General features: G+C 59.6%; 20 protein-coding genes. 7 read left to right on the top strand and 13 right to left on the bottom strand.

All coding sequences use genetic code 11. The annotated features are described in order from the left end of the window. The first annotated feature begins 24 nt into the window (after positions 1–24). The gene (locus PTZ19_RS06040; protein ID WP_276353071.1) at positions 25–1,635 is read left to right on the top strand and encodes a thiamine pyrophosphate-binding protein; all 1,611 of its coding nucleotides are present in this window, start codon (positions 25–27) and stop codon (positions 1,633–1,635) included. A gap of 19 nt (positions 1,636–1,654) precedes the next feature. Here the strand turns inward: PTZ19_RS06040 and PTZ19_RS06035 are convergent, their stop codons facing one another. After that, on the bottom strand, positions 1,655–2,425 hold the full coding sequence (locus tag PTZ19_RS06035) for an RDD family protein (protein WP_276353069.1): 771 nt from the start codon (positions 2,423–2,425) through the stop codon (positions 1,655–1,657). A gap of 61 nt (positions 2,426–2,486) precedes the next feature. Between PTZ19_RS06035 and PTZ19_RS06030 the strand changes: the two genes are divergently transcribed. After that, positions 2,487–3,464: a stage II sporulation protein M gene (locus PTZ19_RS06030; protein WP_276353067.1), complete on the top strand. Its 978-nt coding sequence runs from the start codon at positions 2,487–2,489 to the stop codon at positions 3,462–3,464. Here PTZ19_RS06030 and PTZ19_RS06025 read toward each other — a convergent pair. From PTZ19_RS06025 to PTZ19_RS05995, 7 genes are all read right to left on the bottom strand, one after another. After that, on the bottom strand, positions 3,424–4,839 hold the full coding sequence (locus PTZ19_RS06025) for a DUF58 domain-containing protein (protein WP_276353064.1): 1,416 nt from the start codon (positions 4,837–4,839) through the stop codon (positions 3,424–3,426). The two genes, PTZ19_RS06030 and PTZ19_RS06025, sit on opposite strands and share 41 nt — an antisense overlap. Then, on the bottom strand, positions 4,790–5,710 hold the full coding sequence (locus tag PTZ19_RS06020; RefSeq protein ID WP_276353682.1) for an AAA family ATPase: 921 nt from the start codon (positions 5,708–5,710) through the stop codon (positions 4,790–4,792). Before PTZ19_RS06020 ends, PTZ19_RS06025 begins: the two co-directional genes overlap by 50 nt. A 17-nt stretch (positions 5,711–5,727) precedes the next feature. Further along, a complete protein-coding gene (locus PTZ19_RS06015) occupies positions 5,728–6,873 on the bottom strand; it encodes a DUF4350 domain-containing protein (RefSeq protein ID WP_276353062.1) in 1,146 nt (381 codons plus the stop codon). A 1-nt stretch (position 6,874) separates the two neighbouring features. Continuing rightward, entirely contained in the window at positions 6,875–7,513 is a 639-nt protein-coding gene (locus tag PTZ19_RS06010) for a DUF4129 domain-containing protein (protein ID WP_276353059.1), read from the bottom strand. After that, positions 7,513–8,472 (bottom strand): hypothetical protein, encoded by a 960-nt coding sequence (locus PTZ19_RS06005; protein WP_276353057.1) that lies wholly within the window; start codon positions 8,470–8,472, stop codon positions 7,513–7,515. The genes PTZ19_RS06010 and PTZ19_RS06005 overlap by 1 nt, the downstream gene beginning before the upstream one ends. Before the next feature lie 181 nt (positions 8,473–8,653). Continuing rightward, entirely contained in the window at positions 8,654–9,334 is a 681-nt protein-coding gene (locus PTZ19_RS06000) for a hypothetical protein (protein WP_276353055.1), read from the bottom strand. 33 nt (positions 9,335–9,367) lie between these two features. Beyond that, positions 9,368–10,273, bottom strand: a complete 906-nt coding sequence (locus PTZ19_RS05995) for a helix-turn-helix transcriptional regulator (RefSeq protein WP_276353052.1) — start codon at positions 10,271–10,273, stop codon at positions 9,368–9,370. Between the two features lie 131 nt (positions 10,274–10,404). Here PTZ19_RS05995 and PTZ19_RS05990 point away from each other — a divergent pair, with 131 nt between their 5' ends. Further along, the gene (locus tag PTZ19_RS05990) at positions 10,405–11,298 is read left to right on the top strand and encodes an MBL fold metallo-hydrolase (RefSeq protein WP_276353051.1); all 894 of its coding nucleotides are present in this window, start codon (positions 10,405–10,407) and stop codon (positions 11,296–11,298) included. Between the two features lie 78 nt (positions 11,299–11,376). On the opposite strand, the gene PTZ19_RS05985 is transcribed toward PTZ19_RS05990, so the two are convergent. Both PTZ19_RS05985 and PTZ19_RS05980 read right to left on the bottom strand, forming a co-directional pair. Then, positions 11,377–14,439 (bottom strand): EAL domain-containing protein, encoded by a 3,063-nt coding sequence (locus tag PTZ19_RS05985; protein WP_276353050.1) that lies wholly within the window; start codon positions 14,437–14,439, stop codon positions 11,377–11,379. Positions 14,440–14,592: 153 nt separating this feature from the next. Next, positions 14,593–15,969 (bottom strand): MATE family efflux transporter, encoded by a 1,377-nt coding sequence (locus PTZ19_RS05980; RefSeq protein WP_276353049.1) that lies wholly within the window; start codon positions 15,967–15,969, stop codon positions 14,593–14,595. A gap of 259 nt (positions 15,970–16,228) precedes the next feature. Here PTZ19_RS05980 and PTZ19_RS05975 point away from each other — a divergent pair, with 259 nt between their 5' ends. Both PTZ19_RS05975 and PTZ19_RS05970 read left to right on the top strand, forming a co-directional pair. Further along, the gene (locus PTZ19_RS05975; protein WP_276353047.1) at positions 16,229–16,624 is read left to right on the top strand and encodes a MerR family transcriptional regulator; all 396 of its coding nucleotides are present in this window, start codon (positions 16,229–16,231) and stop codon (positions 16,622–16,624) included. After that, positions 16,621–17,382: an SDR family oxidoreductase gene (locus PTZ19_RS05970; protein ID WP_276353046.1), complete on the top strand. Its 762-nt coding sequence runs from the start codon at positions 16,621–16,623 to the stop codon at positions 17,380–17,382. The genes PTZ19_RS05975 and PTZ19_RS05970 overlap by 4 nt, the downstream gene beginning before the upstream one ends. Positions 17,383–17,497: 115 nt before the next feature. Here PTZ19_RS05970 and PTZ19_RS05965 read toward each other — a convergent pair whose 3' ends face one another. From PTZ19_RS05965 to PTZ19_RS05955, 3 genes are read right to left on the bottom strand one after another with little or no spacing between them, the layout of a single operon-like run. Then, positions 17,498–18,322, bottom strand: a complete 825-nt coding sequence (locus tag PTZ19_RS05965) for a phosphate/phosphite/phosphonate ABC transporter substrate-binding protein (RefSeq protein ID WP_276353044.1) — start codon at positions 18,320–18,322, stop codon at positions 17,498–17,500. Between the two features lie 36 nt (positions 18,323–18,358). Continuing rightward, positions 18,359–19,486 carry an acyl-CoA dehydrogenase family protein gene (locus PTZ19_RS05960; RefSeq protein WP_276353042.1) on the bottom strand — a complete coding sequence of 376 codons (1,128 nt, stop codon included), beginning with the start codon at positions 19,484–19,486 and terminating at the stop codon, positions 18,359–18,361. 36 nt (positions 19,487–19,522) lie between these two features. Then, on the bottom strand, positions 19,523–20,785 hold the full coding sequence (locus tag PTZ19_RS05955) for a sulfurtransferase TusA family protein (RefSeq protein WP_276353039.1): 1,263 nt from the start codon (positions 20,783–20,785) through the stop codon (positions 19,523–19,525). Between the two features lie 238 nt (positions 20,786–21,023). Here PTZ19_RS05955 and PTZ19_RS05950 point away from each other — a divergent pair, with 238 nt between their 5' ends. Next, positions 21,024–23,654, top strand: a complete 2,631-nt coding sequence (locus PTZ19_RS05950) for a glycoside hydrolase family 38 N-terminal domain-containing protein (RefSeq protein WP_276353036.1) — start codon at positions 21,024–21,026, stop codon at positions 23,652–23,654. A 109-nt stretch (positions 23,655–23,763) separates the two neighbouring features. Further along, a complete protein-coding gene (locus PTZ19_RS05945; protein ID WP_276353033.1) occupies positions 23,764–25,092 on the top strand; it encodes an ABC transporter substrate-binding protein in 1,329 nt (442 codons plus the stop codon). Positions 25,093–25,192: the final 100 nt, after the last annotated feature.

Raw genomic sequence — 25,192 nt, 5'->3', positions numbered from 1 at the left:
TTTCCAACGGGAGCTGCGGTTCGCATGAAATCGAAATCTCCGAGTGTAGCCGGCGTGATTTTATCCCAAATGTCCCTGTGGGGGATTCGAAATATTTACGGCGTGGCGGGGGACGCGATCATCCCGCTGCTCGATGCGCTTCAGCATCAGGACGCCATCCGGTATATCGCCGCGCGCCATGAATCGGCCGCGGCTTTCATGGCCTCGGCGGAAGGAAAATGCACGTCCCGCATCGGAGCCTGCATCGGCACCAGCGGCCCGGGACTGGCCAATATGCTGAACGGCGTTGCCGATGCGGCGGCGGATCGGGTTCCCATGCTGGTCGTTACGGGCCAGGTAAAAACCGACCAAGTCGGCACCGAAGCCAAACAATACGTCGAGCAGCAGCAGCTGATCAGTCCGTTGGCCGTATTTTCCGCTTCCCTATTGCATCCGGATGCCGCACTCACCGTCCTGAACCGAGCGATCATCGAAGCCATCCGGAAACAAGGGGTCGCCCACATCAGCGTCCCCAAAGACGTGCTGGCTCTCCCCTGCCATGGGTCCGCGCGTGCTCCTACGGGCTTGCTGCAACACGCCTATCCGGTAAACCTGTCTCAGATGGACCTCTGCATAGACGCGTTAAATGCCGCCCGGAAACCGATGGTCTACATCGGACAAGGGTCCAGAAACGCGGCGGTTCCGATCCGGGAACTGGCCGAGAAATTAAGCGCGGGCATTATCGAAACGTTGGGGGCGAAGGGGACGATCCCCGCGGATCACGAATTGCATATCGGAGGAATCGGGGTGGGGGGAACCGAAGAAAGCGCCGAGCTTCTGAAGCTGTCCGATTGCCTGCTGATCATCGGAGCGAATTGGTATCCGGACACGTATGTGCCACGAGAGACGCGAGTGATCAAGATCGACACGGCGCCCGGCAGCATCGAATCCCAGCAGGATATTACGTTCGGACTCGTCGGGGATGCCGCGGAGGTTGTCCGTCTGCTGATTCCGAAAATCACCCATACCTATCGTTCGGAATGGCTGAACCAGGTGAAGGAAACCAAATCCGCCCTGATGCGCAGGCTGGACCGGGAACGCCGGCCCGGCGGCCGGACCATCACGCCGCAAGCGCTCATGGCCGCTTTGGAAACGTACGTCGCGCCCGACGGAATCATCGCCCTGGACACCGGAGACCATACGATCTGGTTTAACCGGATCTTCCGCGCGCAGGGGCAGTCGGTCCTCTTCTCCGGAAAGTGGCGCACGATGGGCTTTGGGCTGCCCGGAGCCATATCGGCAAAATTGCACTTCCCGAACAAGGAAGTCACGGCGCTGGCGGGGGACGGGTCTTTCCTGATGACCTCCATGGAGCTGTCCACGGTCGTGAAATATCAGACGCCGATCAAAATCATCGTCGCGAATAACGGCACGCTTGCCGCCGAACAAAGCAAAATGGCCAAGGCCGGCATCCAGCCGTATGGCGTGGATCTCACCAACCCCGACTTCTCCCTGCTGGCGCGCGCGTTCGGGATTAAAGGCATCAAGGTGCGGCACCTCGACGAGTTGGAGGATGCCTTGCGCGAAGCGTACACCGGCGAGGATCAGGCGGTGCTGGCGGACGTGCATGTCACCGATTCTTCGCCGCTGACTTAGGGTTCGTCCCGCCCCCGGATCAAACTTCCCATTCGTCGCGCAGCTGCTCGTACAGCCAGATCAGGAACGCCGTGTCGTTCGGCGCGATGGATGCGAGCCGGGGGCCGACTCGGCCCGCGAAATGCCGAGCGATCGGCCGCGCGAGTTCCGCGAGACGCTCCCGCGGGACGAACGGCAGCCGCTCCGCCCAAGCGGCCAGCAGCTCCCAGTCCGAATAAGCGATCGCTTGGCGGCTCTCCGCGTCCAATTCCATGCGGGGCAACGACATTCGCCATTCCTCTATGCGTTTGTCGATCTTCTTGCGAAGCTTCAGCCGCTCCTTCTCCTTCTCGACGACGACGATCGTTCCCGCCACCATATCCCCGATCCTTCGGTCCCTGGAGCTGCACAGCACGACGATCATGCCAAGGAAGTACCCGATCGGCAGCATATCGAGCAAGCGGAACAGATTCCGAATGAGGACCGCGAACAGTCCGGCGTTCCGGCCGTCCGCCTGGACGACGCGGATATGGACCGCCCGCTTGCCGAGCGTCTGGCCGCCCATGAAATATTCAAGGGAAACGTAATATCCCGCGCCGACAACCGCTCCGACGATAAGAAGCGCCGCTTGCGCATAGTCGCTGCCCCCGATGAGAACGGAGGCGATCCCCAGCGCGATATAAAACACGCCCAGTATCAGCGTGTCGATCAATTGCGCGACGGCGCGCATTCCGACCCCCGCCGTCGGGAATTGCAGCTCGACTTGCTCGGGGGTGACGACGGACACTTCTTTCTCCCACGAAACATTCATCTTAAGCTCCTCGTTTCCGGCAACTTATGGTAGTATGTTGAACAAACAGGAGGTCGTAGCGATGGATCCCGCGCAGCGAATCAAGCGATATAAAGACGATTGGTCCGAGCTGGAGCGCCTGCTGGGCGCGCTGGACAAAGTCCGCGGGCCGATTCGGGCGGAAGATATCGACCGCTTGACGGCGCTGTACAAATCCGCGTCGGCGCACCTGGCCGCGATGCGGACGCAATGGCCCGGCGACTCCACGACAACGTACTTGAACCATCTGGTCGCCCGGGCGCATCACGTCCTGTACCGCCAAAACGAGAAAGGGGCAAGCCGCGTCCGGCAATTTTTCGGCGTGCTCTTCCCTTCCCTGATCCGGCGACGATTTCCGTTCGTTCTTGCAGCCGGGGCGCTGTTTCTGCTCGGCATGATCGCCGGATTCGCGGCCGTATGGGCGGATCCGCTCAACATGCATCTGGTGCTGCCCGCCCACATCGCCGGCACCATCGATCCCGCGGCCACGGACCAACCGCGGGGCGATCTGCACAGCCCTCTCGTCTCGACGGAAATCTTCATCAATAACATCCGCGTCGCCATGCTCGCCTTCGTAAGCGGCGTGACGCTCGGATTCGGCACCTTGTATCTGCTTGCGTATAACGGCCTGCTCATCGGCGCGCTGGCCGCCGTCTTCATGCAGGCCGGAAAGAGTTACGTCTTCTGGGCCTACATCTTGCCCCACGGCGTCATCGAGCTGGCGGCGATTTTCATTGCCGGCGGATCCGGTCTGTACATGGGGTATCGGTTTTTCGTTCCCGGCGCCTACACCCGCAAGCGCCAGTTCCTTCAGGCTGCCAAGGAATCGGTCCAACTGCTGCTCGGCACGATACCGCTGCTCGTCGTCGCGGGCATCATCGAAGGCTACGTTACGCCTTCCGAGCTGACGCTCGGCGTCAAGTACGCCGTAGCCGGAGCGACGCTGGTTCTGCTCGCGCTCTATTGCTTCTATGGTTCGATTAGAGGGCGTTCCGCGCCTTCAAATTCAAGTATTCATTGACCGCACTGAGCGCCAGCCGATCGGCCGGCACGTCCATGACTCGAATGCCCGAACCCGCCATGCGGCTGACGTATTCGCCGCGGTCCAGGCGGAACTTGTGCGCCAGGCTCTGGATATAGGCGGTCCGCTCATTCGCCGGCTCCGCGCGCGCCCACTCGTGCAGCAGCGGGTCATTCAAAGAAACGAGCAGCGGCACATGGCTCTTGCGCAGCCGCCGCGCGTAGACGGGAAGCTCTTGATCGTACAAGTAGCTTTCCATATCGGAAAACAGCACGACGAACGAACGCTTCTTGATCTGTCGCAACACATGGGACAAAGCCAGGCCGAACCCGGATTCGACGAAATCCGATTTCAGGTCGTAAACGGCCATCGTGAGCTGATGCAGATGCGCAAGCCCCCGGCCCGGGGGGACGTACGTCTTGATTCGGTCGGAGAAGGCGAGCAACGCGACGGAATCCCCTTGTTTCAAAGCGGCCGCCGCCAGCACGAGCGCGGCTTCCAGCGTACGGTCCAGCTTCGTCTGGTGCTCGAGCTCGACCCCCATCATCCTCCCGCAATCCAGCAATATCGTGACGACCTTCCCTTTTTCGGGACGGAGAATGTTCGTCATCAGTTTCCCGCTTCGGGCCGTCGCCCGCCAGTTCACCCTGCGCGGATCGTCTCCCTGGGCGAAGTTGCGGATCGAGTCGAAGTCCGAACCGGCCAGGTGCGGCTTCGCCAGCTTGCTTCCGTCGAGCACCAGCGAGTCTTGCGCCGAAGCCAGAACGCCGCGCACCCGCGATAGATCGGGGACGATTCGAACTTCGCCGGGACAGGTCAGCCTCGTCTGCTTCTTCCACAGCCCGATTCCGCCCCAATAGCGAAGCATGATGCTTCCGAACGTATAGCACCCCCGCTCCTGGCCCGCCGTTTCGTATTCGAAGCAGGCAGCGCCGTCCTCCATTCGTCCACGAAGCACGGTTGGCGGAATCCGAATATCCTGCTCCTCCTCCCGCTGCGTTCGATACGCCGTGAAAGCAATCGGAATGTCGTCGGCCAGCTCGACATGCAAGGGAAGGCCCGCCTTACGGTTGTTCAGCTCGAGCCTGACCTTGAAGGACTGGCGCACGTCCGCCGTCTCCGGCAGCGTCCGCCTGGCAGAGAAGCGCCCGCGCGCAGGCAGCAGCAGCCAGTCGACGGCGCTAAACGCCGCCAGAAGCAGATAAAAACTCCACGACGCACGGACGCCGTAACCCAGCGCATAAGCCGCCCCGATCAGAACGGAACCGGCAGTCGCAAGGACGACAAGGCGCCGGGTCGGAACGACGGACTCGTCGCCGAGCCGCTTACCGAGGAACCGGAACGGCTGCGAGCGTTTCTTGGACGACGTGGTCACCGTTTCCACCCTCCAGTTCCGCTTGCGGCGTCAGCAGCAGCCGATGTCGAAGCGCGGGGCGCGCAACCAGCTTGACGTCGTCCGGCGTCACGTAGTTTCTTCCTTCGAGCGCTGCCCAAGCTTTGCTTGCGTTCAGGACGGCGATCCCGGCGCGCGGGCTTGCTCCAAGCTGCAACCGCTTGGATTCGCGGGTTTTGCGGATCACCGCCGTAATGTAAGCGATGATCGAATCGCTGGCGACGACTTCCGCCGCGCGCGCTTTGGCTTCCCGGATGTCTTCGAGCGACAGCGCCGGAACGGCCGCTTGCTCCCGCTCCGTCTCGAAGGGAACGTGCTCCCGCAAAATTTGCCGTTCTTGCTCTTCGCCGGGATAATCGAGCGTCAGCTTGAACAGAAACCGGTCGAGCTGCGCTTCCGGCAACGGATACGTGCCTTCGTATTCGAGCGGATTTTGCGTGGCTACGACAAGGAACGGCTCCGGCAGCCGGTGCGTCGTTCCGTTGATCGTGACCTGACGCTCCTCCATCGCTTCCAGCAGCGCCGCTTGGGTTTTCGGGCCGGAGCGGTTGATCTCGTCGGCCAGCACGATGTTGGCGAACACCGGACCGCGGACGGTTTGGAATTCGCTCTCCTTCATGTGGAAGATGACGCTGCCCGTAATATCGCTGGGCATCAAATCCGGCGTAAATTGAATCCGGCGATACTCGCCCCCCATCAGGGCCGCGAGCGTTCGGGCCATTTTCGTCTTGCCGAGTCCCGGCACGCCTTCCAGCAGCACGTGCCCACCCGCGAGCAGGGCCGCCGCCATCAGCCGGATGTTCGTCTTCTGTCCGTACAGCCGCTGTTCCATCGCGTCCAGCAGCCGTTCCATACTTGCGCTCACAACGCTCACTCCTTCTCCAGCAGCGCGATCATCTCGCTATACTCACGGGCGCGTTCCGCGAACGCGCCCGGTGCGGCTTCGCCGCGATCGAGCGCCTGCGCATGCCGCAGCAGACGCGTAAGTCGGGCCGCCTGCGTTTCGCTCAGGCGGCTTCGTGCCGCCATCGCCGCTTCCTCCGGCGACGCTTCAGGCCGCAGCCCCCAGCGCGTTAGCAGCAGCCGGCGCAGGGCGCGCGCCTGGTGCGCGAGTGCTTCGTTGCGGAAGCCCCGCCGCTCGTACCAAGCGGCAACCGCACGCAGCGTCTCGTCGCCGCGGCGCACCGTCCAGGCCCGCGGCGTATACGCAGGGCCGAAGCGCTTGCCGCGCTGCCACAGCCACAAGAGCAGAGCGACGGCCAGCGCGGCGCATGAAGCGGTCAGCCAGGCCGGGAAAACGGCCAGGAACCCTCTCGCATCCTCGTAACCATGATGGTACTCATCCACCCACAGGGCGGCGCGGCTGCCGTCATCGGCCAGCCAAGGCCACACGAGATCGAAATGATCGTATCTCAGCACGTTCTCGTTCGTCAGCCATTCGGGCGTTACCGCCGCGATGACCGTACCGTTGCCGATCGTTTTACGCGCCGCGATGATCCCGTTCGCGTCGCGGATGAGTTCGATCACGCCGTCTTCCGGCACGATCCGCTGCTCCGTCCCGACTTCCGCCCGGTATTCGGCAGCCTCTGCCCCATCCTCCCGCGTGACGACGGCGACTCCGGGCTTGGCGGACGACCCTTCCGTCCGGAAGGCTTCTCCTTCGCCCATCACCCGGCTGAAGAGAAGCAGCTCGTTGCCCCGCTCCACCCACTCGAGCAGGTTCGTCCACTCGCCCTCGTCCGCGACGCCCGGCTCGACCGCCAGCAGCGCGTGTCCGGTCCCCGCGGGCAGCTCTCGCCACGGGCGTCTCCATGTTTGGACCGGCGCCGCCTTCTCCCCAAGCAGCTCGGCGACGCCTTTCGTCCCGTCGACGTCGGCGGAGAACGACACGTAAGGCGGCATCCGTTCCGGCTCCGGCTTCACCATCGTCAGTCCCAGCGCAACGAAGAGCACAACGCAGACCGCCAGCCCGATCGCATGTTTGTTTCCGTTCAGCAAGCGAAGGATCGGCGCCATCCTATCTCGCCTCCCTTACGGCGGCCAAAGCGTCGATATCGCGTTGAATCGCCAGAAAGCTGTCCTCGTCCGCGGGCTCGTTGCCATACCAAACCCGCTCGAACAGCACGGCGTTCCGCTGAAACAGCGGAACCGCATTCGCGCGGTTCCGTTCCAACTCGTCCCGGTAATCCCAGTCCGTCTTCCAGTTCTCGATCCGGATCCAACCTTCGTGCTCCATCAAGAACAGCAGCGACAGGAACGAGCAACGGATGCTCTCCCGGATCCGTCCCTCCGATTTCGCTTGCTTCGCCATCGCCGCATACTGCTCGTACGTCATCGCGATCTCCGACGGCCCGACGAGCGCCTTGCGCCGCTTCGCTTCCCGTTGGAACGCGACTTGCCGGGAAAACCAATAAATCGCCCCGCACAGCGCAATCAGCACCGCGCCCAGCAGCGCGTACGTCGCGGCGCTCGCCGCTCCCTCCGGCCATCGGGCGGAAGGAAAAAGTCCGGCCGCCTTGTCCCACAGCCACGTCCACACGCTCGCATGCGGGCGGGCATGGCCTCCATGATCCTGCAGATAGGCCGTATATTCGTCCCGGCTCAGGATTTCGCCGAGCCTTCGTTTGTCCTCCAGGAAATCGGACCGTTCGGCCATCACGGCTGTTCGGCTTGCGGCTCGGTTGCCGACGGACCCGGCGCGATCCGGCCGATCATCTGCTCCAATCCCATTCCGTCGCGTACCTTCAGATCGTGATAGCCGACCGCGTAGGCGACGATCGCGATCGGCGCGGAGATCAACGTGACGATCACCTGCAGCAAGACGAAGAGGACGCTGTTCATCGGCACGACCAGAAGAAGCGATACGACTACGAGATTAAACAGATAGATCAGCAGCAACAGCACGAAGAACATCACGAACATCCTCCAGAAGCTTCTGCGCGTCAAGCTCCAGCTGCTACCGATGCCGACCGACGCTTCCTTGAACGCCACGAACGGGAGGTAATACATGAAGCGGAAAACGAAATAGTAGAGTCCCAGCACGATTCCGATGACGAGCAAGGCGATCAGGATGACGGCGAACGCGCCCGACGCCGCCGAACCGCCGCCCATTCCGAAAATGCTCACGCTGCTGATCGCCCCGACGATCGTAAACACGATCACGACGACCAAGAACAGACCGAGCACAATCAAACCGAATACGATCGAACTGCCGAGCAGCCCCCAGAACCGTTTCAACGACTGACGAAGCAGCCGGAGCGCGGACGGGGCCTCCTCGCCTTGCAGGACGCCGTGCACGAGGAACACGACCGAAGCCAATACGACCGGCGTCAAGACGAGAAATAGGAGACCCGTGAGGACCACGGCCCATTGATATCCGCCGTTGTCCTCGGAGATGATCGGCTCGGCGCCGCCGGAGGAATCATTCACGATTCCTTGGATGTCCAAGATCGATTGTACCGACGTTTGGTCCTGCGTCATCGCCTGCACCAGGTAGAACGGACCATAGCAGATCAGGAGGATCAGCACCAGCTTCGAGAAATGCTTGCGATACAATCGAAAAGTTAAATCGAGCATTCTGCCGATTCCCATCGGCTTCATGACCTCTTGCGGCATGCAGCGGCCTCCTAGGTTCTGGTTAAATTTCTCTTATTATACTACACGATTCGTGCAGAAGTTTTGTCGAATCGCGGCGATTCTTCGATAAAAAACGCCAACCCCCGTCATAATGACGGGGCGATTGGCGTCTAAAGTAACGTAGCACGTATTGCGAACATTAATCGTGCGAGCTTGCCCGTTAGCGAACCCAGACCCGGAGCGGACCGATCGACGTCCAACCGGACGCAAGCGCCGCCGCGAGATCGTCGTCCCGTTCATAGCCGACCATCGGGATCCCGGGAAACTGTTTCGAAACGATGCTCACGATGTCCGTCCAGATGCTTTCGTTTGTCCTCCCGGTCGAGAAGACGTTGGAAATCCCGATCGCATTCCCGCCCAAGCTCGCGATAAACCCGGACAAGCCGTCTGCTTCTTCGCGCATGTAGATTTTCACGTCATTTCGGCGCAATAGATCGGTTCGGATCACCGTCTCCGTCCCGTTCGCGACCGACCATGGAAGCAGATCCTCTTCCGAAGCAACCGCGTGCCATTGCCATGAAGATTCAGCAGGCTCCATGCCAATCGCGGGTGCATGGTAAATCCACTCTGCCTCGAATAACACGTTGAACCCGCGCGATGACAGGTCCAGATTGGCGTAACTGTCTTTCATGCTTGCGAATTCCCTGTTTTCCATGAAATCTTCTACATCTCTTAACGTAACGTCCGGATGGATCGTAATGGCATCGGGATAATAGGGAGGCGCCTTCGATAACGCACCCCATACGCGTTCGTTCGAATCATGGGCGATTCCGTGCGAATCGCATACGATCGCACACCAAATCCGGTTGTTGGCAACCGCCAAATCCACAGGTGCCCTCAAATCATTCCTCCTAGACATAAACAACCGTTCCTCCTACTTCAACATCCAGCAAAATTCCGAACGGTACGCGCTGGGCGAATAGCCGATATGCTTGCTGAAGCTCCGGTTGAAATGCGCCGAATCCTTGAATCCGACCCTGCTCGCGATCTCGTCCCTCGACAACGTCGTATTGCGGAGCATGGAGCTGGCCATCTGCATCCGGAACCCGTTGAGATACGCCACGATCGAATAGCCCGTGTACGCTTTGAATTTCTGGTTCAGCGTCGTTTTGTTCGTATTGAATTTGCGAGCGATGTCCTCCAGCTTGAGCTTTGATCCATAATGAACATGCAAATACAGCAGCACGTCTTCCATCCCGTCCGCCGCAGCGTCGGGAATGCCCTGCGGTCCCGTCTCCCCGCGCTGATACGCCCTTCCGACCAGGAACAACAGCTCCAGCAGGAGGGAACGGCTTCGGCAGGGCCAGCTGTTGTCCGGCTGATGCTGCAGATTGAAGCCGATGTCCTCCAGAATTCTCTCCGCATGCCGCGATAAGGCCGGATCTAGCGGGATGCATCCGTAGTAAGCCTCCGTCCGCTCGTCGAAAGGCTTCAAGCACCATTGATCCTGTCCGTCCGTCAAGGACAGGTCCCCGCCGCCGGAACGGTCAAACGTCAGCTTCCGATTGATCACGTTCGGATGGAAATAGAGGGACAGCGCCGATATCCCGGTTCCGTCCAGCAGCTCGACGTCTTCCCGCTCGCGGAAACAATAGACCGCCTGGGGTTGCAGCGGAAACCGGCGATCGTTCACGCGTACGACTCCGGCGCCCGATTGGATCAGCAGCAATCGATACCGGTTTCCGTAGCCGCCGACCTCTTCCATATTGCCGCGCCCGGCGTAAACCATATCCAGCCGGAATTGCGGATAAAAACGGGTCCCGATCGTACTCATCTCCATGCGGAAGCCACCCTTGTCCGTAACGAAATTGTCGATCCGTCAACCATTCTTTTCGATTTGCAATGGGATCCGGACGTAGACGTTGATACTATTTTAAATGTTCCGATCGCAACCCAAAAGGGGGATTTCGCATGAGCCGCAATCGCGTTTCTCTTCTGGCCGCCGGCGTCCTGGCCGCCGCTGTCCTAGTCGCACTGCAAGCATGTTCCAACCCGGCCGAACCTTCGACCGCCGCCTCTCCATCCGGCGCGGCGTCCTCGCCGGCCGCAACCGCCGCTTCTTCCGCGTCGGCCGCCGCAGCTTCGGAATCGGAGGAACCCGACGCCAAGCGGGATACGGAGACGCTGAAGAACGACACGGGCAAAACGTTGATCAAGAGCTTGGGGACCAAGTTCGGCAAACACATCTCCTTCGCCGTCGTCTCCTCGAAAGGCACCGTCGTCGTGGCCGATCCGAACACGATTCCGTTCACGCACGGATTCATCAAGGCGGATATCATTACGTCGACCTTCGTCAATCACGATCATAAGGATTCGTATTTCCTTCAATACAATCCCGACGCCCGGGTATCCGAGATGAAACCCGAGAGCTTCGCGGTCAAGGACGTCAAGGTAACGGGGATCGCGGCTTCCCATACGGGAGATCCGATCGATGCGAACGCGCCGACGGACGTCATCTATGTCTATGAAGTCGACGGTCTGCGAATTGCTTACTTCGCCGGATTGGATCAAGAACGGTTGACCGAAGACCAGCTGAAACAGCTCGGCGCGATCGATATCGCCCTCTTGGCGTTCAAAGACGCTCCCGCATGGCATGTCAAGAAAGAAGCGTCCATCATGATCCTGAACGCCTTGAAACCGCGCCTCGTCTTGCCGACCGAGTTCGATGCCAAAACGGCGGAAGAAATCCGGAAGGCGGCGAACGTCACCGATGGAGGAGAAGCGGATCAGCTTGCGGTCAGCAGGGAGGATCTGAAAGCCATGAACGGAACGCGCTCGATTTTTCTCCGGGCGCTGCTGGATTAACCTAGCCGCCTACGATCAAGGGGCTGACCCTCCGGTCATTTCCGACCGATAGGGACAGCCCCTGCCGCATGTTTCGCGTCATCGACCGTTATAGTTCCGGATATGGAGGAGACACTCTTCCGCGGGAAGAGGCCGGCTTACGATAAAGCCTTGAATGGCATTGCACTTCTCTTCCGACAGAATCCGGATTTGGTCTTCCGTTTCGACGCCTTCGGCCGTCACCCACAACCCCAAGCTGTGCGCCATCGCGATCACGGCCCTTACGATCGCCCCGTCATCCGCGTCGTTCACCATGTCGCAAATGAACGAACGGTCGATTTTCACGTTTTGGATGGGCAAATGCTTGAGCATCGACAAGGAAGAATAGCCGGTGCCGAAGTCGTCGATGGCGATGCGCACGCCGAACTCGCTCAGCTCGCGCAGCTTGTCGCTGCTGACCTCCAGATTTTTGATGGCGGTGCTCTCCGTGATTTCGAGGCACAGCAGACCGGGCGGCAGGCGGGTTTCCGCAAGCGCCGTCTTCACCAAGTCCACGAAATCTTTCTGGTGAAGCTGGCTAGCCGAAATATTCACGGACATGACCATTCCGGGAAGTCCCTGATCGATCCAGCTTTTCATTTGGCTGCAGGCTTCCCGCAACACCCATTGGCCGATTTCCGTAATCCATCCGGTTTCCTCGGCCAGAGGGATGAACTCCGTCGGATAGATCCATCCGCGATCCGAAGAGTTCCAACGGATTAATGCCTCGACTCCGTAGATCTTGTCTTCGTTCAATTTCACCTGCGGTTGATAATGAAGAACGAATTCCCGGCGCTCCAATCCTTTTCTGAGCTGGTTCTCCATCGAGAAGCGCTCTATCGTCAGGGAATGCGTATGGCTGTTGTACAATTCGCTCCTGTTTTTGCCGTTTTCCTTGGCCTTGTACATGGCGATATCCGCGCTTCGGATCAAGGCATCCAATTGATCCGCATCGTCCGGATACATGCTGATTCCCATGCTTGCCGTGGTGAACATCTCGATCCCTTGGATGAGGAAGGGTTCTTTAAACTTCCGTATGATCCGGTCCCCGATTCGCTGCAAGTCCGCCGCGTGGTGGATATGGGTCAACAAGACGATGAACTCGTCGCCCCCGAATCTGGCGACCGTCGATCGTTCGGATCCCCCCCTCGCGACGGAATCGGAAGAACGGACGACGCCGTCCAGCATATCAGCAACTTGTTTTAGAAGTTCATCCCCCGCTTGATGGCCCATCGTATCGTTAATGACCTTGAACCGGTCCAGGTCGATCAGCAGGACGCCCAGCTTATAGCCGTAACGGTTCGCTTGTTCCTTGCATAAGTGGAAGCGGTCCTGGAATAACTTCCGGTTCGGGAGCCCCGTCAGTACGTCATGAAAGGCGAGATGGGTGATCTGTTTCTCCGCGAGCTTCTTCTCCGTGATATTGGTGAGGGAGCCGATGATCCGGACGCTCCTGCCGTTCTCGTCGCGAATGGAGTCGCCTGCCGCGAATACCCACAGCTGTTGCCCTTCATGCCTCCCCCGGATCCGAAACTCCAATTTCAGAGAAGCCCCGTTCTCCAGATGGTCGCGGAACTTGTCCATGACGGCGTCGTAATCCTCGGGATGAATGAGGCGGAAAAAAGCCTCCGGCTCGCCCGTCAACGTCTCGCCGATCGAGTTCAGCATGTCGTGGCTGCGAATGTTCCAATGGATGCGGCCGGCGGCGAGATCCCAATCCCATATGCCGTCGTTCGTCGTCCGGGAGACGATCTCCAGCTGCTCCGCGATGGATTGCACTTGATGGAACAAGCGGTCCCGCTCGAGTGCCGCCACGGTGATGAGAAAGCTGATCCGGTTAATGTCCGCGCCGGAGATTAAGACCAGCTTGTCGATCGGGGCCACGATCATCACGAATCCCAAGTCTTCTTTATCCGTACGGATCGCTTGGATACGGACGTATTCATGATCCTCCATCTTGGGGATCCACTCGGCAGGCGGGAACCGTTCCATCGGGATTCTGTATCCGATCGGAGGAACGGGATCGCCGTCATTGCTGAACGCTTGCTTGATGATCAGATGCTTATGCTCTTTCTCGCTTGGATCCCATAAAGCCAGACACCCCCACTTGCTGACCTCCCGGAACATATTCGAGAGATGGAATTTGTCTTTACGGGTTGCCGCTACCCAGTTGGATGCCAGCTGATAGTGGCGCTGAACGATGAGATCGATGTTCGTTTGGGCCTTGGCCAGTTTATTATGGATTTCCGTTATCGGTTGCCCTTGGGTTCGATAAGGGCAGCCGCAGGAGGCGCGAACGATGAACTCCGTGGGCAAGTACGTGACGGACTCGCGCGGCTTCTTCCCCATAATCTGCTGATAGAGAAGCTCGAAGCCGGCCTCCGCGAAACTCGAGAACGATTGGCGAACCGTCGTCAAGGGAGGATGGAAAGCCTCGGCCGACGGCAGGTCATCGAATCCGACCACCGCGATATCTTCGGGGATCCGATAACCGGCTTGTTGCAACGTTTCGATCATCCCAATGGCGTTTAAATCGGTGGAAGCGAATACGGCCGTAAAATCGATCCCCTTCGCCAGCATGGATTTCGCGGCCGCCGTCCCCCCGAGCCGGATCGAGTCGGAGGTCCGATAATAAAGCGTTTCGTCGTATATGATACCGCTTTCAAATAAAGCCTCTTTGTATCCTTCGAACCGTTCCACGAGATCCACGTGTTCCATGCTCCCGACGAAAGCGATCCGCCGATGTCCATGCTCCCGGATCAAGTGAAGGACGGCTTCCTTGGTTGCTTGCCGGTTATCGATCACGATCGAGTGAGAGGCAATGGCTTGCTCCCGGTAACCGATCGTCACGATCGGCTTCCCGGTCGATGCTATGGTTCGAAGAAAGCCAAGGTTGGCCGGCAGAACGGACTGAGGGTTCATCATGATCAGCCAGCCGTCCGCCGACTCCGCCCCGACGTGATAGTGGAAGGAAGTCGGATTTTCCACGCCGGCATTCGCCAATATCGCGATCAGCGCAGCGCCTCTTTTGTTCGCTTCGCTGTGCAGGATGGTAAAAATCGTTCCATAATATTCGCCGTCCAGATAGGGAATCAACAAATTGATCCGAGTACTAGTGGTCATGCTGTCAACACTCCTCTAGTAAGCACAAAGTACCATTTGCTAGTTATATCGAACTACCATCTCTTTCCTCAGTATATCGCTTTGCCTGTACTCCGTATAGACCAAAATCGAAAGAGCACCCTGACGGGTGCCCTGATCGCGGTGCGGATTCTATTAGATCGCCATTCCCGTATCCGAAGCGGAAGCCGGCTTGACCAGCGCCTTTTTCTCCCACACCCGGCTTCTCCAACGCAGCAGCATCAGGACCCCGCGCAGCCATTCGTCCAGCGCGAACGCGATCCATACGCCCAGCAACCCGATCCCGAGATGAACGCCCAGCAAATACGAGAGCGGCACCGATACCCCCCACATCGAGAATACGCCCATCAGGACGGGAAAACGCGCATCCCCCGCGGCGCGCAGCGAATTGATGATGACCATGTTGAACGTCCGTCCCGGCTCCAGCACGATGGAAACCAGGAAGATACCGGCGCCGACGGCGATGATCTCCGGATTCTCCGTGAATAGGCCGATGATCTGATGTCGGAATAGCGAGGCCGCAGCCACGACGGCGAACGTCAAGCCGAAGCTGATTTTGACGCTTCGGAGCAGCCTCTTGTATGCCGCGTCCATTTCCCCCGCGCCGACCATTTGGCCGACGATGATCTCCGTGCCGTTGCCGATTGCCATCGCCAGCGCCATGAAATAATTCGAGACGTTCATCACGTAAACGTGGGTGTTGAGCGCCGTGACGCCGATCATGTTGACGAAACTGACGACCGTGAGATATTGCGATTGCCAGGACAGATGCTCGCCCGCGGCCGGCAAACCGACGCTCAATATTTTCTTCACGTAGGAACCGTTCCAGGTGACGTAATCCTTCAGCCGGATCGGCGAGGGAATGCGGCGATACAAAATCGCGAACAGCACGACGATCCCGAGCAAACGGCTGACGACCGTGGACACGGCCGCTCCCGTCACCCCCCATTCCGGGAAGCCGAAAATGAGCAAATAGTTGCCCGTCATATGGATCACGTTGACGCCCAGCGTCACGTACATCACGCTCTTCGTGTGCCCGCCCGCCCGGATAATCGACGAAACCGCGTAAGAGAGCGCCTCGATCCAAATAAACCCGCCGATGATCTTCAAATAACGGCCGGCAATCCCGATTTGCTCGGGACTTAAGTTCATCAGCCGCATGAGCGGCTCCCCGAACCCGACCAGCGCGACGCTGACGAGAATCCCGAACGCGAGATTGATCGAGACGGCCAGCGCCGAGATCCGGCTCGCTTCCTGGCCCCTTCCGGCGCCGATATATTGGGAAACCACGACGCTGGTTCCGATTCCGACGAAACCGAACATCAGGATGCAGAAGAAGATGATTTCGTTGGCCAGCCCCACCGCGCCGGTCGCCGTATCCGAAATCCGGCTCAGCATGAACACGTCCACCGCTCCCAGCAGCATCCGAAGGACGGAATCGACGAAGATGGGCCAGGTTACGGCGAAGAGGCTGAGTTTCTTCCAGGAGGGAAGACGATCCGAAGTTGTCATGTTATTCAAATACTCCTATTATGCCAAATCTGTACATCACCCTAGTCTAGTGCCTATATACGCAAACGTCTACGGTCAATTTTAAAGGGCCGGTCGCCCCCCCTTCTCCTCGGAATATATGCAAAGCTGCGCGGGCGCTTACGAATCTCCGGCGTGTCGTGCCCCGAATTTTTTTGGATGGACCTGTTGACTTAAACCATGGTTTAAGTCGTATTCTATTCCTGCCGACAAGGCAAGATCCGATTTTGGAGGTCTCCAGATGAAATATAGTTCCATCAGCGAAGCTGCGGCCGTATACGGCATTCCCGAATCCACCATCCGTTACTACGAAAAAAAAGGATTGCTGCCGCTCATCGAGCGCGATCAAGCGGGGAGGCGGTTGTTTTCGGAGCGTCAGCTTGCGCTTCTCGGAGCCGTCATTTGTTTGAAAAACACGCACATGCCCATAAGCAAGATTAAGCAATATATGGAATGGATCGTTGAAGGAGATTCCACCCTTGAACGCCGGCTGGAAATGATGCAGCGTCACAGACAAGCCGTGCACGATGAGATTTCGCTCATGACGCAGTATTTATCGGGAATTGAGGAAAAGATCGAACGTTATACGAAACAGATTCAGGAAATCAAAAATGGAGAAGAGGTGCGATCAAGATGAAACTTTCAGGCAATACCATCCTGATTACGGGCGGAAGTACTGGGATTGGACTCGCATTTGCAGAACGCTTTATAAAAGCCGGAAATACGGTCATCGTTACCGGACGGCGTGAACATGTACTGCGGGAAGCGAAGGAGAAATTCCCCGGCCTCGTCACTCGAGCATGCGATTTGAACGTGGAATCCGAGCGCGTTGCCTTGTTCGATTGGGTAACGGCCAACTATCCGGACGTGAACGTGTTGGTGAACAATGCCGGTACCCAACAACGCTTCAATGTGCTGAAAGCGGACGCGAAAAACAACTGGGGTTATTTCAATCAAGAAATCATCACGAACCTGGAGGCGCCGTTTCATCTCTCCATGTTGTTCGCTCCCTATTTCGCGGCAAAACCAAAGGCGGCGATCCTGAACGTGACCTCGGGGTTAGCTTTCACGCCGTTCGCGATCGCTCCGATTTATTCCGCAACGAAAGCGGCGCTTCATTCCTTTACGATGAGCTTAAGACTCCAACTTTCCGATACGTCCGTAGAAGTCATCGAAATCGCCCCTCCGGCCGTGAATACGGATTTAGGCGGGACGGGACTGCATGTCCATGGAGAACCGCTGGATGCTTTCGCGGACGGGATTTTCAAAGGATTGGAAGAGGGGAACCGGGAAATCGGATACGGCACTTCCGTGGCTCGCTTGCGCATGTCGCGCGATGACATCGACGAATACGCGGCCAAGATGTATGCGGCCACGAGGAACGCCATTGAATGATGACGCTCCGCTTCCGGCAAATTTTACGGCCACCCCCGCAAGGGATGGCCGTAATCGGTTGAAGGCACCCGGTTCGGGTGCATTTTTCGTTGCGATCAGCGGAGAATGACGGCGATCAGAGCTTCTGGTCCGCCATCGCTTCGAACAATACCCGATAGCCTTCGAGCCCCGCGCCTTCGGGGCTGACCCACTCGTTCAGCCCTTCCATCTCCATCATCTTGCGGATCTCCGGCTCGGTCGGATCCATCGCGAACAGCAGGTCCGCGAACCGCCGCGCCTTCTCATCGTCGAATTCGGGCAGCGCCGTGAAATTGCAGTGGCTGTAGCCCGGCGAGGTCCAGATCGCCCGGATCTCGTCCGTGTTCACCTGACCCTGCTCCAGCAAGCGGATCCACGTGGACTCGCCGATCGCGCCGGCGTCCGCTTCGCCCTGCTTCAGCGCGCGGACGACCTCCAGCTCGCTCGTGCCGGTGTCTCCGTGCTTGCCTACGTCCAGGTTATAGCGCAGCAGCGTCAGGTCCGTCTCCGGATCGACCCCGCTCGCTTTCACGTAATGGTACGGCAGAATGGCGGCTTGGCCCGAATCCGCGCTGCCGAGCGCCAGGCGCTTGCCCTTCAGGTCGGCGAGCGAAGCGATGCCCTTGTCCGTGCGGGCGATGATCTTCGAGGTGAAGCCGATGTCCGTGTCGCGCATGGCCAGCGCCTTGGCTTTGCCCTCCAGCAGCCGCTGGATGCGCACGTAGGCGACGTTCGTGTTCCAGGCGATATCGATGAACCCGTTCAGCAGCGATTCGACCTGCGCTTCGTAATTGGAGAACAGGACGTAGTCGATCGGAAAACCGTTCCGATTATAGTAGTCCCGGATGATGTCCCATATCGGGATGACCTTGGGGTCGTAGGCGACCGCTCCGATCATGAGCGCGTTTCTTTGCGTAGGCATAACGTTCGGCGAACTCCCTTCCATGTGATCCTCGAATTAAAATAACGGAACGCCGGCAACCGATTTGCCGACCCATTCCTTCAGCACTTCCGTGGTCGGAGCCATAACCGCGCCCGCCCGGGCGTCCCGCAGGTATCGCTCCACGGGCAGCGCCTTGGTGTAGCCTTGGCCGCCGCATACCTGCATGGCGAGGTTAGTGACCCGGATCGCCTGCTCGGAGGCCAGCACCTTGGACTGCATCACGTGCAGGATCGCGTCCCCGTCGCCGCGCACCGCCTTGGCCGCCGCGTTACGGACGAACAGCGAAGCCGACTCGACGCCGCCGAACATGTCGGACAGATAGAACTGGATCGCCTGGATCTCCGCCAAGCTGCGGCCGTCCGCGTACTTGCGCGCCTTCGCGTGGCGAAGCGCGGTCTCGTACGCGCCGCGGGCGATGCCCGCGTTGACGCCCGCCACGCCGAGGATGAATGTCGGCGCCACGACCTGGAACACGAGGCCCATGCCGTCGCCTTCCGCGCCGACGAGCTGCGTTGCGGGCACCTTGACCTGCTCCAAATGCAACGCGATGCTGTTGTTGCCGCTAAGGCCGATGCCTTCCCACTCGCCTTCGAACCGAAGGCCCGGCGCGTCCGTGTCCACGATGATCATGTCCAAACCGAGCTCAGGCGAGGAGGCGTTGGTGATCACGATCAGGAAGTCGGCCTCGCCGCCGTTGGTCACGAAGCTTTTCTTGCCGTTCAGCACGAATCGGTCGCCCTCCAGGACGGCCTTGATCTCCGGCGAGTAGAAGTGCGCCCCGGTGCCGGTTTCGCTGAAGGCCAGCGTCCCGAGCTTCTCGCCGCGGGCGATCGGCTTCAAATACCGTTCGGCCTGGTCGGGCGTTGCTTTGGCGGCAACGACCGCCGTCGCGCAGCAGTGCATCAGATAGCACATCGCGGACGAGCCGCAGGCCGCGGCGATGATCTCGGTGACGGCGGACAGATCCGTCAGGTCTCCGCCGAGTCCTCCCAGTTCCTTGGGTACGAGCAGGCCGAGCAGCCCCGCCTTGCCCAGCGCCTCGATCGACTCCTTCGGGAACCGGCGCTCGGCGTCGACGGCCGCGGCCATCGGAGCGATGACTTCATTCGTGATTTGTCGGGTCATCTCCAGAATTGCGGACATGGGTGAACCTCTCCTTTAGGTATGGGATAAGCGCGACTACATGAAATTCGGGGTATGCGTCTTGGAGATCGCTGCGGCGATGTCGGGCGTGAGGCCGATTTGCAGCAGCCGCTGAACGCGGTGCTCGTACATGACGTCCTTCAGCCGGCGGACCCGCTCGAAGCCGGTCTTGAGCTGCTCCGGCGTTCGGCCGCCTCCGGCCAGAATGGCAAGCGCCTCCATGAGATGGGAGTTCTCGCCGGCATCGGCCGCGCCCAAGTATTCGTTGCGCTCGTTCGCCGCGTCGACGAGCGCCTGGACCATGCCGGGATGGGTCTCGATGATATGGCGGACATGGCCGATCCCGTACGCGACATGGCGGCCTTCGTCGATCTTGGCCAGCGTCACGATCTGGCGGGTGACCGGGTCCGGGGCATGCTCTTCGATGAACGTCAACAGGTCGAGGAAGGTGCCTTCGCCCAGCACGTGCAGGAGGAAGGAAGATTTGAAGTAGTCCTCCTGAATGAACAGGCTGTGCAGCGAACGCTCGGTCAGCGCGGACGAATACTGCAGTCCGCCGCCGCCCGCCAGCGCCCGCTTCGTGAACGCCTCGATATGGCGGGACTCGTCCTGGATCAGGGTGGACAAGTACATGAGCGCCTCGATGTAGTGCGGATTGATCCGGGCCATGAACTTGGCCGGGATGTACAAGGCCGAATACTCGTTCTCCGCGAGGAACGTCATGATCTGGCAGACGGCCCACTCCATCTCTTCGGGCAGCTCCGGCAGTTCGTCCCACGCGATATCGGTCGTCGCGTTCCACTGCTTTTCCTTGGCCTGCTCGTACAAATCCAGCAGGTTGTTCGACCACACGTCGTCCTTTTGGTTCAGGCTGAAGCCGAAATCGGGAACGCCCGGTTCGGCGACCGCCCCGCGCGGCACGAAACCGACATAGGCCGGCGCCTGCTCGCGCAGCTCGCCCACCCGGCCCTGGAACCAGTCCCGGATGTCCAGCCGGCCGTCTTTGCGCAGCGGCAGCTTGATGCCCCAATCGGGCTGCTCCAGCGCCTTGACGGGATTGTTCCGAATGAGGAACCGGTAGTGGTCTCCCGCGTCCATCGCCATCACGAGCGAATGCCGGTTCAGCCTGCACCAGCTCCGCAGATCGTCCTTGATTTCGATGCCGGATCCGATGACCTCCAGCAACTGCCCTTGCTCCATGCGCTGCAGCGCGTTTTTGACCAGCAGAAACAAATCCGCCCCGACGGGAAAATCCACGAGATTCAACTGTCGGTCGGGCGTCAGGCCGTGCACGTCCATTTGGTCTTCCGTTGGCTCGTTTATCGCAGATCTCTCCGTTTCGAATCCTCTGGCGTATTGTTAGATTTATCCTATGATTATACCATGTTCGGACGTTGTATTCGCATCCCTCCCCCGACAATCCGATAGATCTATAAAAATTATAGGATTTCTATATTTCCTTCATTTCTCGCGTCTTCCCGGTTCCCTATAATTTGTTGGGAAATCGAATCATCCTATGTTGGCAGGAGGGACCGGAATGCCTAAAATCAAAACGTTCTATTTCGTCAACCACTCCCATACGGACATCGGATTCACCGACTACCAGGACGTCTGCTTCCGACAGCATATGGAATACATCGACTACGCCTTGGAAATGTGCGAGAGAACCGCGGATTATCCCGAGGAAGCCCGGGCGAAGTGGGTGTGCGAAGTCACGGGCGTGACCGAAAAATATTTGAACGCGTGCTCGTCCTCCCAATTGGAACGGTTTCTTCATTGGCACAAAGCCGGCCAGATCGACATCGCCGGCATGCAGTACAACCTGACGCCGCTGCTCAACGTGGAGCAGCTGCACCGCACCTTGTATCCCGTCAAACGGCTGCGCGACCGGTTCGGGGTGGACATCCGCGTGGCGATGAACTGCGACGTGGACGGGGCGAGCTGGATTTTGGCGGATCTGCTGCCGGAGATGGGCATCGAATTGTTCACGATGTCCATCAACCCGGTGCGCGGCAGCGTGCCCAAACCCCGGCCTTCCGCGTTCTGGTGGGAGGGCCCGGCCGGCGGCAAATTGCTGGCCTGGAACGGCTATCATTATTTATTCGGCGGCCTGGCGGGATTGGGCCACCGGGAGCTGGCCGACAAGTTCGTGCCCGGCATCGTGTCCAAGCTGGAGAACGATCCCGACTATCCTTTCGATTTCGTTTACGGTCCGGCCACCAACCCGGTCCGGGTGGACAACGGGCCGCCGGACGTCAGGCTGTACGACTTCATCCGCGAATGGAACGAAGCCGGCAAAACCCCGCGCATGGCGCTCATTACCGTATCCGAACTGAACCGCCTGCTGCGGGCGGAATACGCGGACAAGCTCCGCACGGTCAAAGGCGATTGGCTCGACTGGTGGTGCGACGGCGTCGCGTCGAGCGCTTTCGAGACCGGGCTGAACCGGTCGACGCACGAGCTGCTGCACGGCTCGGAAATGATGGGCGCATGGCTCCACGCCCTCGGCGAGAAAGGCTGGGACGTGCAGCGGCTTACGCAGGCCTACGAATCCATGACCCTGTACGACGAACATACGTGGGGCGCTTTCTCCAGCATCGAATCGCCGAACGGCTTGTTCACGCGTTCGCAGTGGAACAAGAAAGCCAACTATGCCTACCAGGCCGCCGCGGAAGCGCACGACATTCTGGCCAGGGCGGCGCGCCGACTGGCTTCCGGGTTGGCGCGGCAAGAGGACGAGGTCCGGTTCGACCTGGGGCATCTTCCCCCGGAGCTCGCCAAGCCGGCCCCGACCTACCAAGAACTGCTCGTCTTGAATACGCTCCCGCACGACCGGGAGATCGTCGTCGAGGAACCGATCCGCCGAGGCGGCCAGGCACCGAACGGGATGCTGGAAATGTTCATGCCGCGCGGCTTGACCTGGGGCATCAAGCCCGACGCGGAGGGCCGCAGGGTGGCGGGCAAGGTGGCGGGCTTCGGCTACGCCTTCCTGCCGCTGGCCGATGCGCCCAAGGGCGACGATCTGAAGGCCGGCCCGGGCACGATCGAGAACGCGTACTACCGCATCCGGATCGACCCGGCAAGCGGCGGCTTGTCCGAGTTCTACGACAAGCGGCTGAATTACGACTTCGCGGGAACGTACCGCGGCTGGCGAATCGGACAGTATGTCTACGAATGGGTGGACAGCCCCAAAGGCCGCGACGCCTTGTACGAATCCGACTGGTCCAACGAGTATTTCGGAACGGGCGTGCGCGATACGCCGTTCCGCCGCGAAACGCCGACGGAGGTCGAAATCGCCGAGCCGACGCTGACCGCCTACGAGGCCCGCATCGCGGTCACGATTCGCGCCCAGGGCATCCGAGCCGCGACTTGCACGTTCGTCTTGCCGACCAACGAACGGTCTTTGAGCATCCATTGGCTGCTGGACAAAGAACACGTCACCGACCCGGAATCCGTGTATATCGCGTTCCCGTTCCGTCTGCAGGAACCCCGGTTCCGGGCGGACATCAACGGCATCGCCCTGACGCCGGACCGGGAGCAGCTGCCCGGAACGGTCCGGGACTGGTTTCCGATCCAACGCTGGATCGACGTGGGCGACGGCCGGCGCGGCGTAACCCTCGTGCCGCTGGACGCCCCGCTGGTGCAGCTCGGCGGGATCACGACGGGCCGCTGGGCTGAAGAGCTGAACGCCGAATCCCCGACCGTCATGTCCTGGGCGCTGAACAACCATTGGATGGTCAACTTCAAAGCCAGCCAAGGCGGTCAAATCCCGCTCCGCTACAAATTGACGACCCACGACGGAACGGCGAAGGACGCGGACCGCGCCCGCTTCGGCGCGGAGGCGGTAACGCCGCCGATCGTCCTGCGGGATTTCGTGCGCCGGGACGGCGTCAAGCCGGCCGGCCGGTTCATGGAAGTCGAGGGCGCCGAACCGTTCTGGATTACCGCCAAACCGGCGGAGGACGGCAACGGAGTGATCGTCCGCGTGCAAAACATGGAGGAACAAGCAGGCGGCTGCCGGATTTCCTTTCCGGAGCTGCGCCCCGTCTCGGCTCATCTGGTGTCACCGGCGGAGGAGAACCTGCGGGAGCTCGAATGGGCCGGTGGCGCCGTCGCATGCGAAGTGCCGGGAAGGGCGGTCCGTTCGTATCGGATCTCGTTTCGCTAAAAATTTTACAAGATATCCATAGATCCTCCATAGGTTGCGAAAATGGCGGTTCTTATAATGGGAGATGCATCAACCGAAACCTGTCCCATTGAATAAAGGAGGTCACGACATGAAGAGAATCGGATTATTCGCGCTTCTGACCGTGCTGATCCTGTCCGCGCTCACGGCCTGCGGCGGAAACGGCAAGGAGCAGGCGCCGTCCAGCAGCGCGCCGGGCAGCGCGCCGGCCGGCAGCGCGGCGGCGTCCCCGACCGGGGGCGGCGAGCAAGGAACGGTTCAGGCGGATTTCTATTACGACAATCCCGCCTGGACGGATTATTTGAAAGAAATCAATCCCATCACGCTGAAAAACAGCCAAACCGAACTGAAGGGCGTCCCCTACAACGAGCCCACCTCGTTCCAGACGGCGATCCGCGTAGGATTCACGACCAAAGAAGCCGCCGATATTTTCAAGTGGTGGAACGGTTATCAGATGAAAGAGCTGGTAGACGCGGGTTATTTGGCCGACATGACGAACGAGTGGAAAGAAATGGTGGCCGACGGCGTTGACCCGGCGGTGGCCAGCACGCTGACGTTCGACGGCAAAACGTACGGCATTCCGGCCGGCATCCATTATTGGGTGATGTTCTACAACAAGAAAATTTTCGACGAGAACAACCTTCAGCCGCCGAAGACGTGGGATGAATTCATCAACATCAACGAAACGCTGAAGTCGAAGGGGATTACGCCTATCGGCACGACGTCGGTCGACGTGTGGAACGGATTCATCTGGTTCGAGGAATTCATGATCCGCACCCATCCCGACGTCTACCGGAAGCTGGTGGTCGGAGAAGCGAAGTATACCGATCCGGAAGTCGTGGAAGCGATGAAGCTCTGGCAATCCTTCTATGACAAAGGATATTTCGACAAACCGACCGACTTCCAGAAAGAAAGCGCTCCCGCTTTCGCCAAAGGGCAATTCGCCATGTACCTCATGGGCAGCTGGTACTCGGATTATTTCAAAGGGGCGGGCATGGAGCCCGGCAAAGACTTCGGCGCGTTCGTGCTGCCGTCGGTCACGCCGGAAGCCGGCAACGTCGTCATCTCGGAAGTCACCCCGTTCCTGGTCTCCCAAAACGCGAAGAACAAGGACAACGCCGTCAAGGCGCTGGTGGCGCTGACGAAGAAAGAAGCCAACGAAAAGATGCTTTCGCTCTACGGCGGGGTTCCGATCCGCAAGGACGTCGAATCGCCGGACCCGATCATCCACTCGCTCACGAGCGATATTTCCGCGGGCCAATACCAGACGATCACGCGGTTCTGGGAAGCGACGCCGTCCGAGCTGTCCGAATACGCGTCCAGCGAATTCATCCGCTTCATGCTCAATCCCGACCAGCTCGATCGCGTGCTTGACAACGTTCAGAAAAAGGCCGAACAATATTGGGCGGAACATAAATAAACCGCGATTCCGCGATTCCGCGATTCCGCGCTTTCGAATTTCCATAACGTTTCCAGAAGGGGGCCCTTGCCGGGGTCCCCCTACTTGCTTTTCATCCGGA

The organism is Cohnella caldifontis (assembly GCF_029360585.1).
Classification (GTDB): domain Bacteria; phylum Bacillota; class Bacilli; order Paenibacillales; family Paenibacillaceae; genus Cohnella; species Cohnella caldifontis.
This window is presented reverse-complemented; position numbering and strand designations above follow the sequence as displayed.

Excerpts from the sequence above, each read along its gene's own strand:
- PTZ19_RS06040 (WP_276353071.1), top strand. The coding sequence starts at position 25 with ATGAAATCGAAATCTCCGAGTGTAGCCGGCGTGATTTTATCCCAAATG.
- PTZ19_RS06035 (WP_276353069.1), bottom strand. The coding sequence starts at position 2,425 with ATGAATGTTTCGTGGGAGAAAGAAGTGTCCGTCGTCACCCCCGAGCAA.
- PTZ19_RS06030 (WP_276353067.1), top strand. The coding sequence starts at position 2,487 with ATGGATCCCGCGCAGCGAATCAAGCGATATAAAGACGATTGGTCCGAG.
- PTZ19_RS06020 (WP_276353682.1), bottom strand. The coding sequence starts at position 5,710 with ATGGAACGGCTGCTGGACGCGATGGAACAGCGGCTGTACGGACAGAAG.
- PTZ19_RS06015 (WP_276353062.1), bottom strand. The coding sequence starts at position 6,873 with ATGGCGCCGATCCTTCGCTTGCTGAACGGAAACAAACATGCGATCGGG.
- PTZ19_RS06010 (WP_276353059.1), bottom strand. The coding sequence starts at position 7,513 with ATGGCCGAACGGTCCGATTTCCTGGAGGACAAACGAAGGCTCGGCGAA.
- PTZ19_RS06005 (WP_276353057.1), bottom strand. The coding sequence starts at position 8,472 with ATGCCGCAAGAGGTCATGAAGCCGATGGGAATCGGCAGAATGCTCGAT.
- PTZ19_RS05995 (WP_276353052.1), bottom strand. The coding sequence starts at position 10,273 with ATGGAGATGAGTACGATCGGGACCCGTTTTTATCCGCAATTCCGGCTG.
- PTZ19_RS05990 (WP_276353051.1), top strand. The coding sequence starts at position 10,405 with ATGAGCCGCAATCGCGTTTCTCTTCTGGCCGCCGGCGTCCTGGCCGCC.
- PTZ19_RS05985 (WP_276353050.1), bottom strand. The coding sequence starts at position 14,439 with ATGACCACTAGTACTCGGATCAATTTGTTGATTCCCTATCTGGACGGC.
- PTZ19_RS05980 (WP_276353049.1), bottom strand. The coding sequence starts at position 15,969 with ATGACAACTTCGGATCGTCTTCCCTCCTGGAAGAAACTCAGCCTCTTC.
- PTZ19_RS05975 (WP_276353047.1), top strand. The coding sequence starts at position 16,229 with ATGAAATATAGTTCCATCAGCGAAGCTGCGGCCGTATACGGCATTCCC.
- PTZ19_RS05970 (WP_276353046.1), top strand. The coding sequence starts at position 16,621 with ATGAAACTTTCAGGCAATACCATCCTGATTACGGGCGGAAGTACTGGG.
- PTZ19_RS05965 (WP_276353044.1), bottom strand. The coding sequence starts at position 18,322 with ATGCCTACGCAAAGAAACGCGCTCATGATCGGAGCGGTCGCCTACGAC.
- PTZ19_RS05960 (WP_276353042.1), bottom strand. The coding sequence starts at position 19,486 with ATGTCCGCAATTCTGGAGATGACCCGACAAATCACGAATGAAGTCATC.
- PTZ19_RS05955 (WP_276353039.1), bottom strand. The coding sequence starts at position 20,785 with ATGGACGTGCACGGCCTGACGCCCGACCGACAGTTGAATCTCGTGGAT.
- PTZ19_RS05950 (WP_276353036.1), top strand. The coding sequence starts at position 21,024 with ATGCCTAAAATCAAAACGTTCTATTTCGTCAACCACTCCCATACGGAC.
- PTZ19_RS05945 (WP_276353033.1), top strand. The coding sequence starts at position 23,764 with ATGAAGAGAATCGGATTATTCGCGCTTCTGACCGTGCTGATCCTGTCC.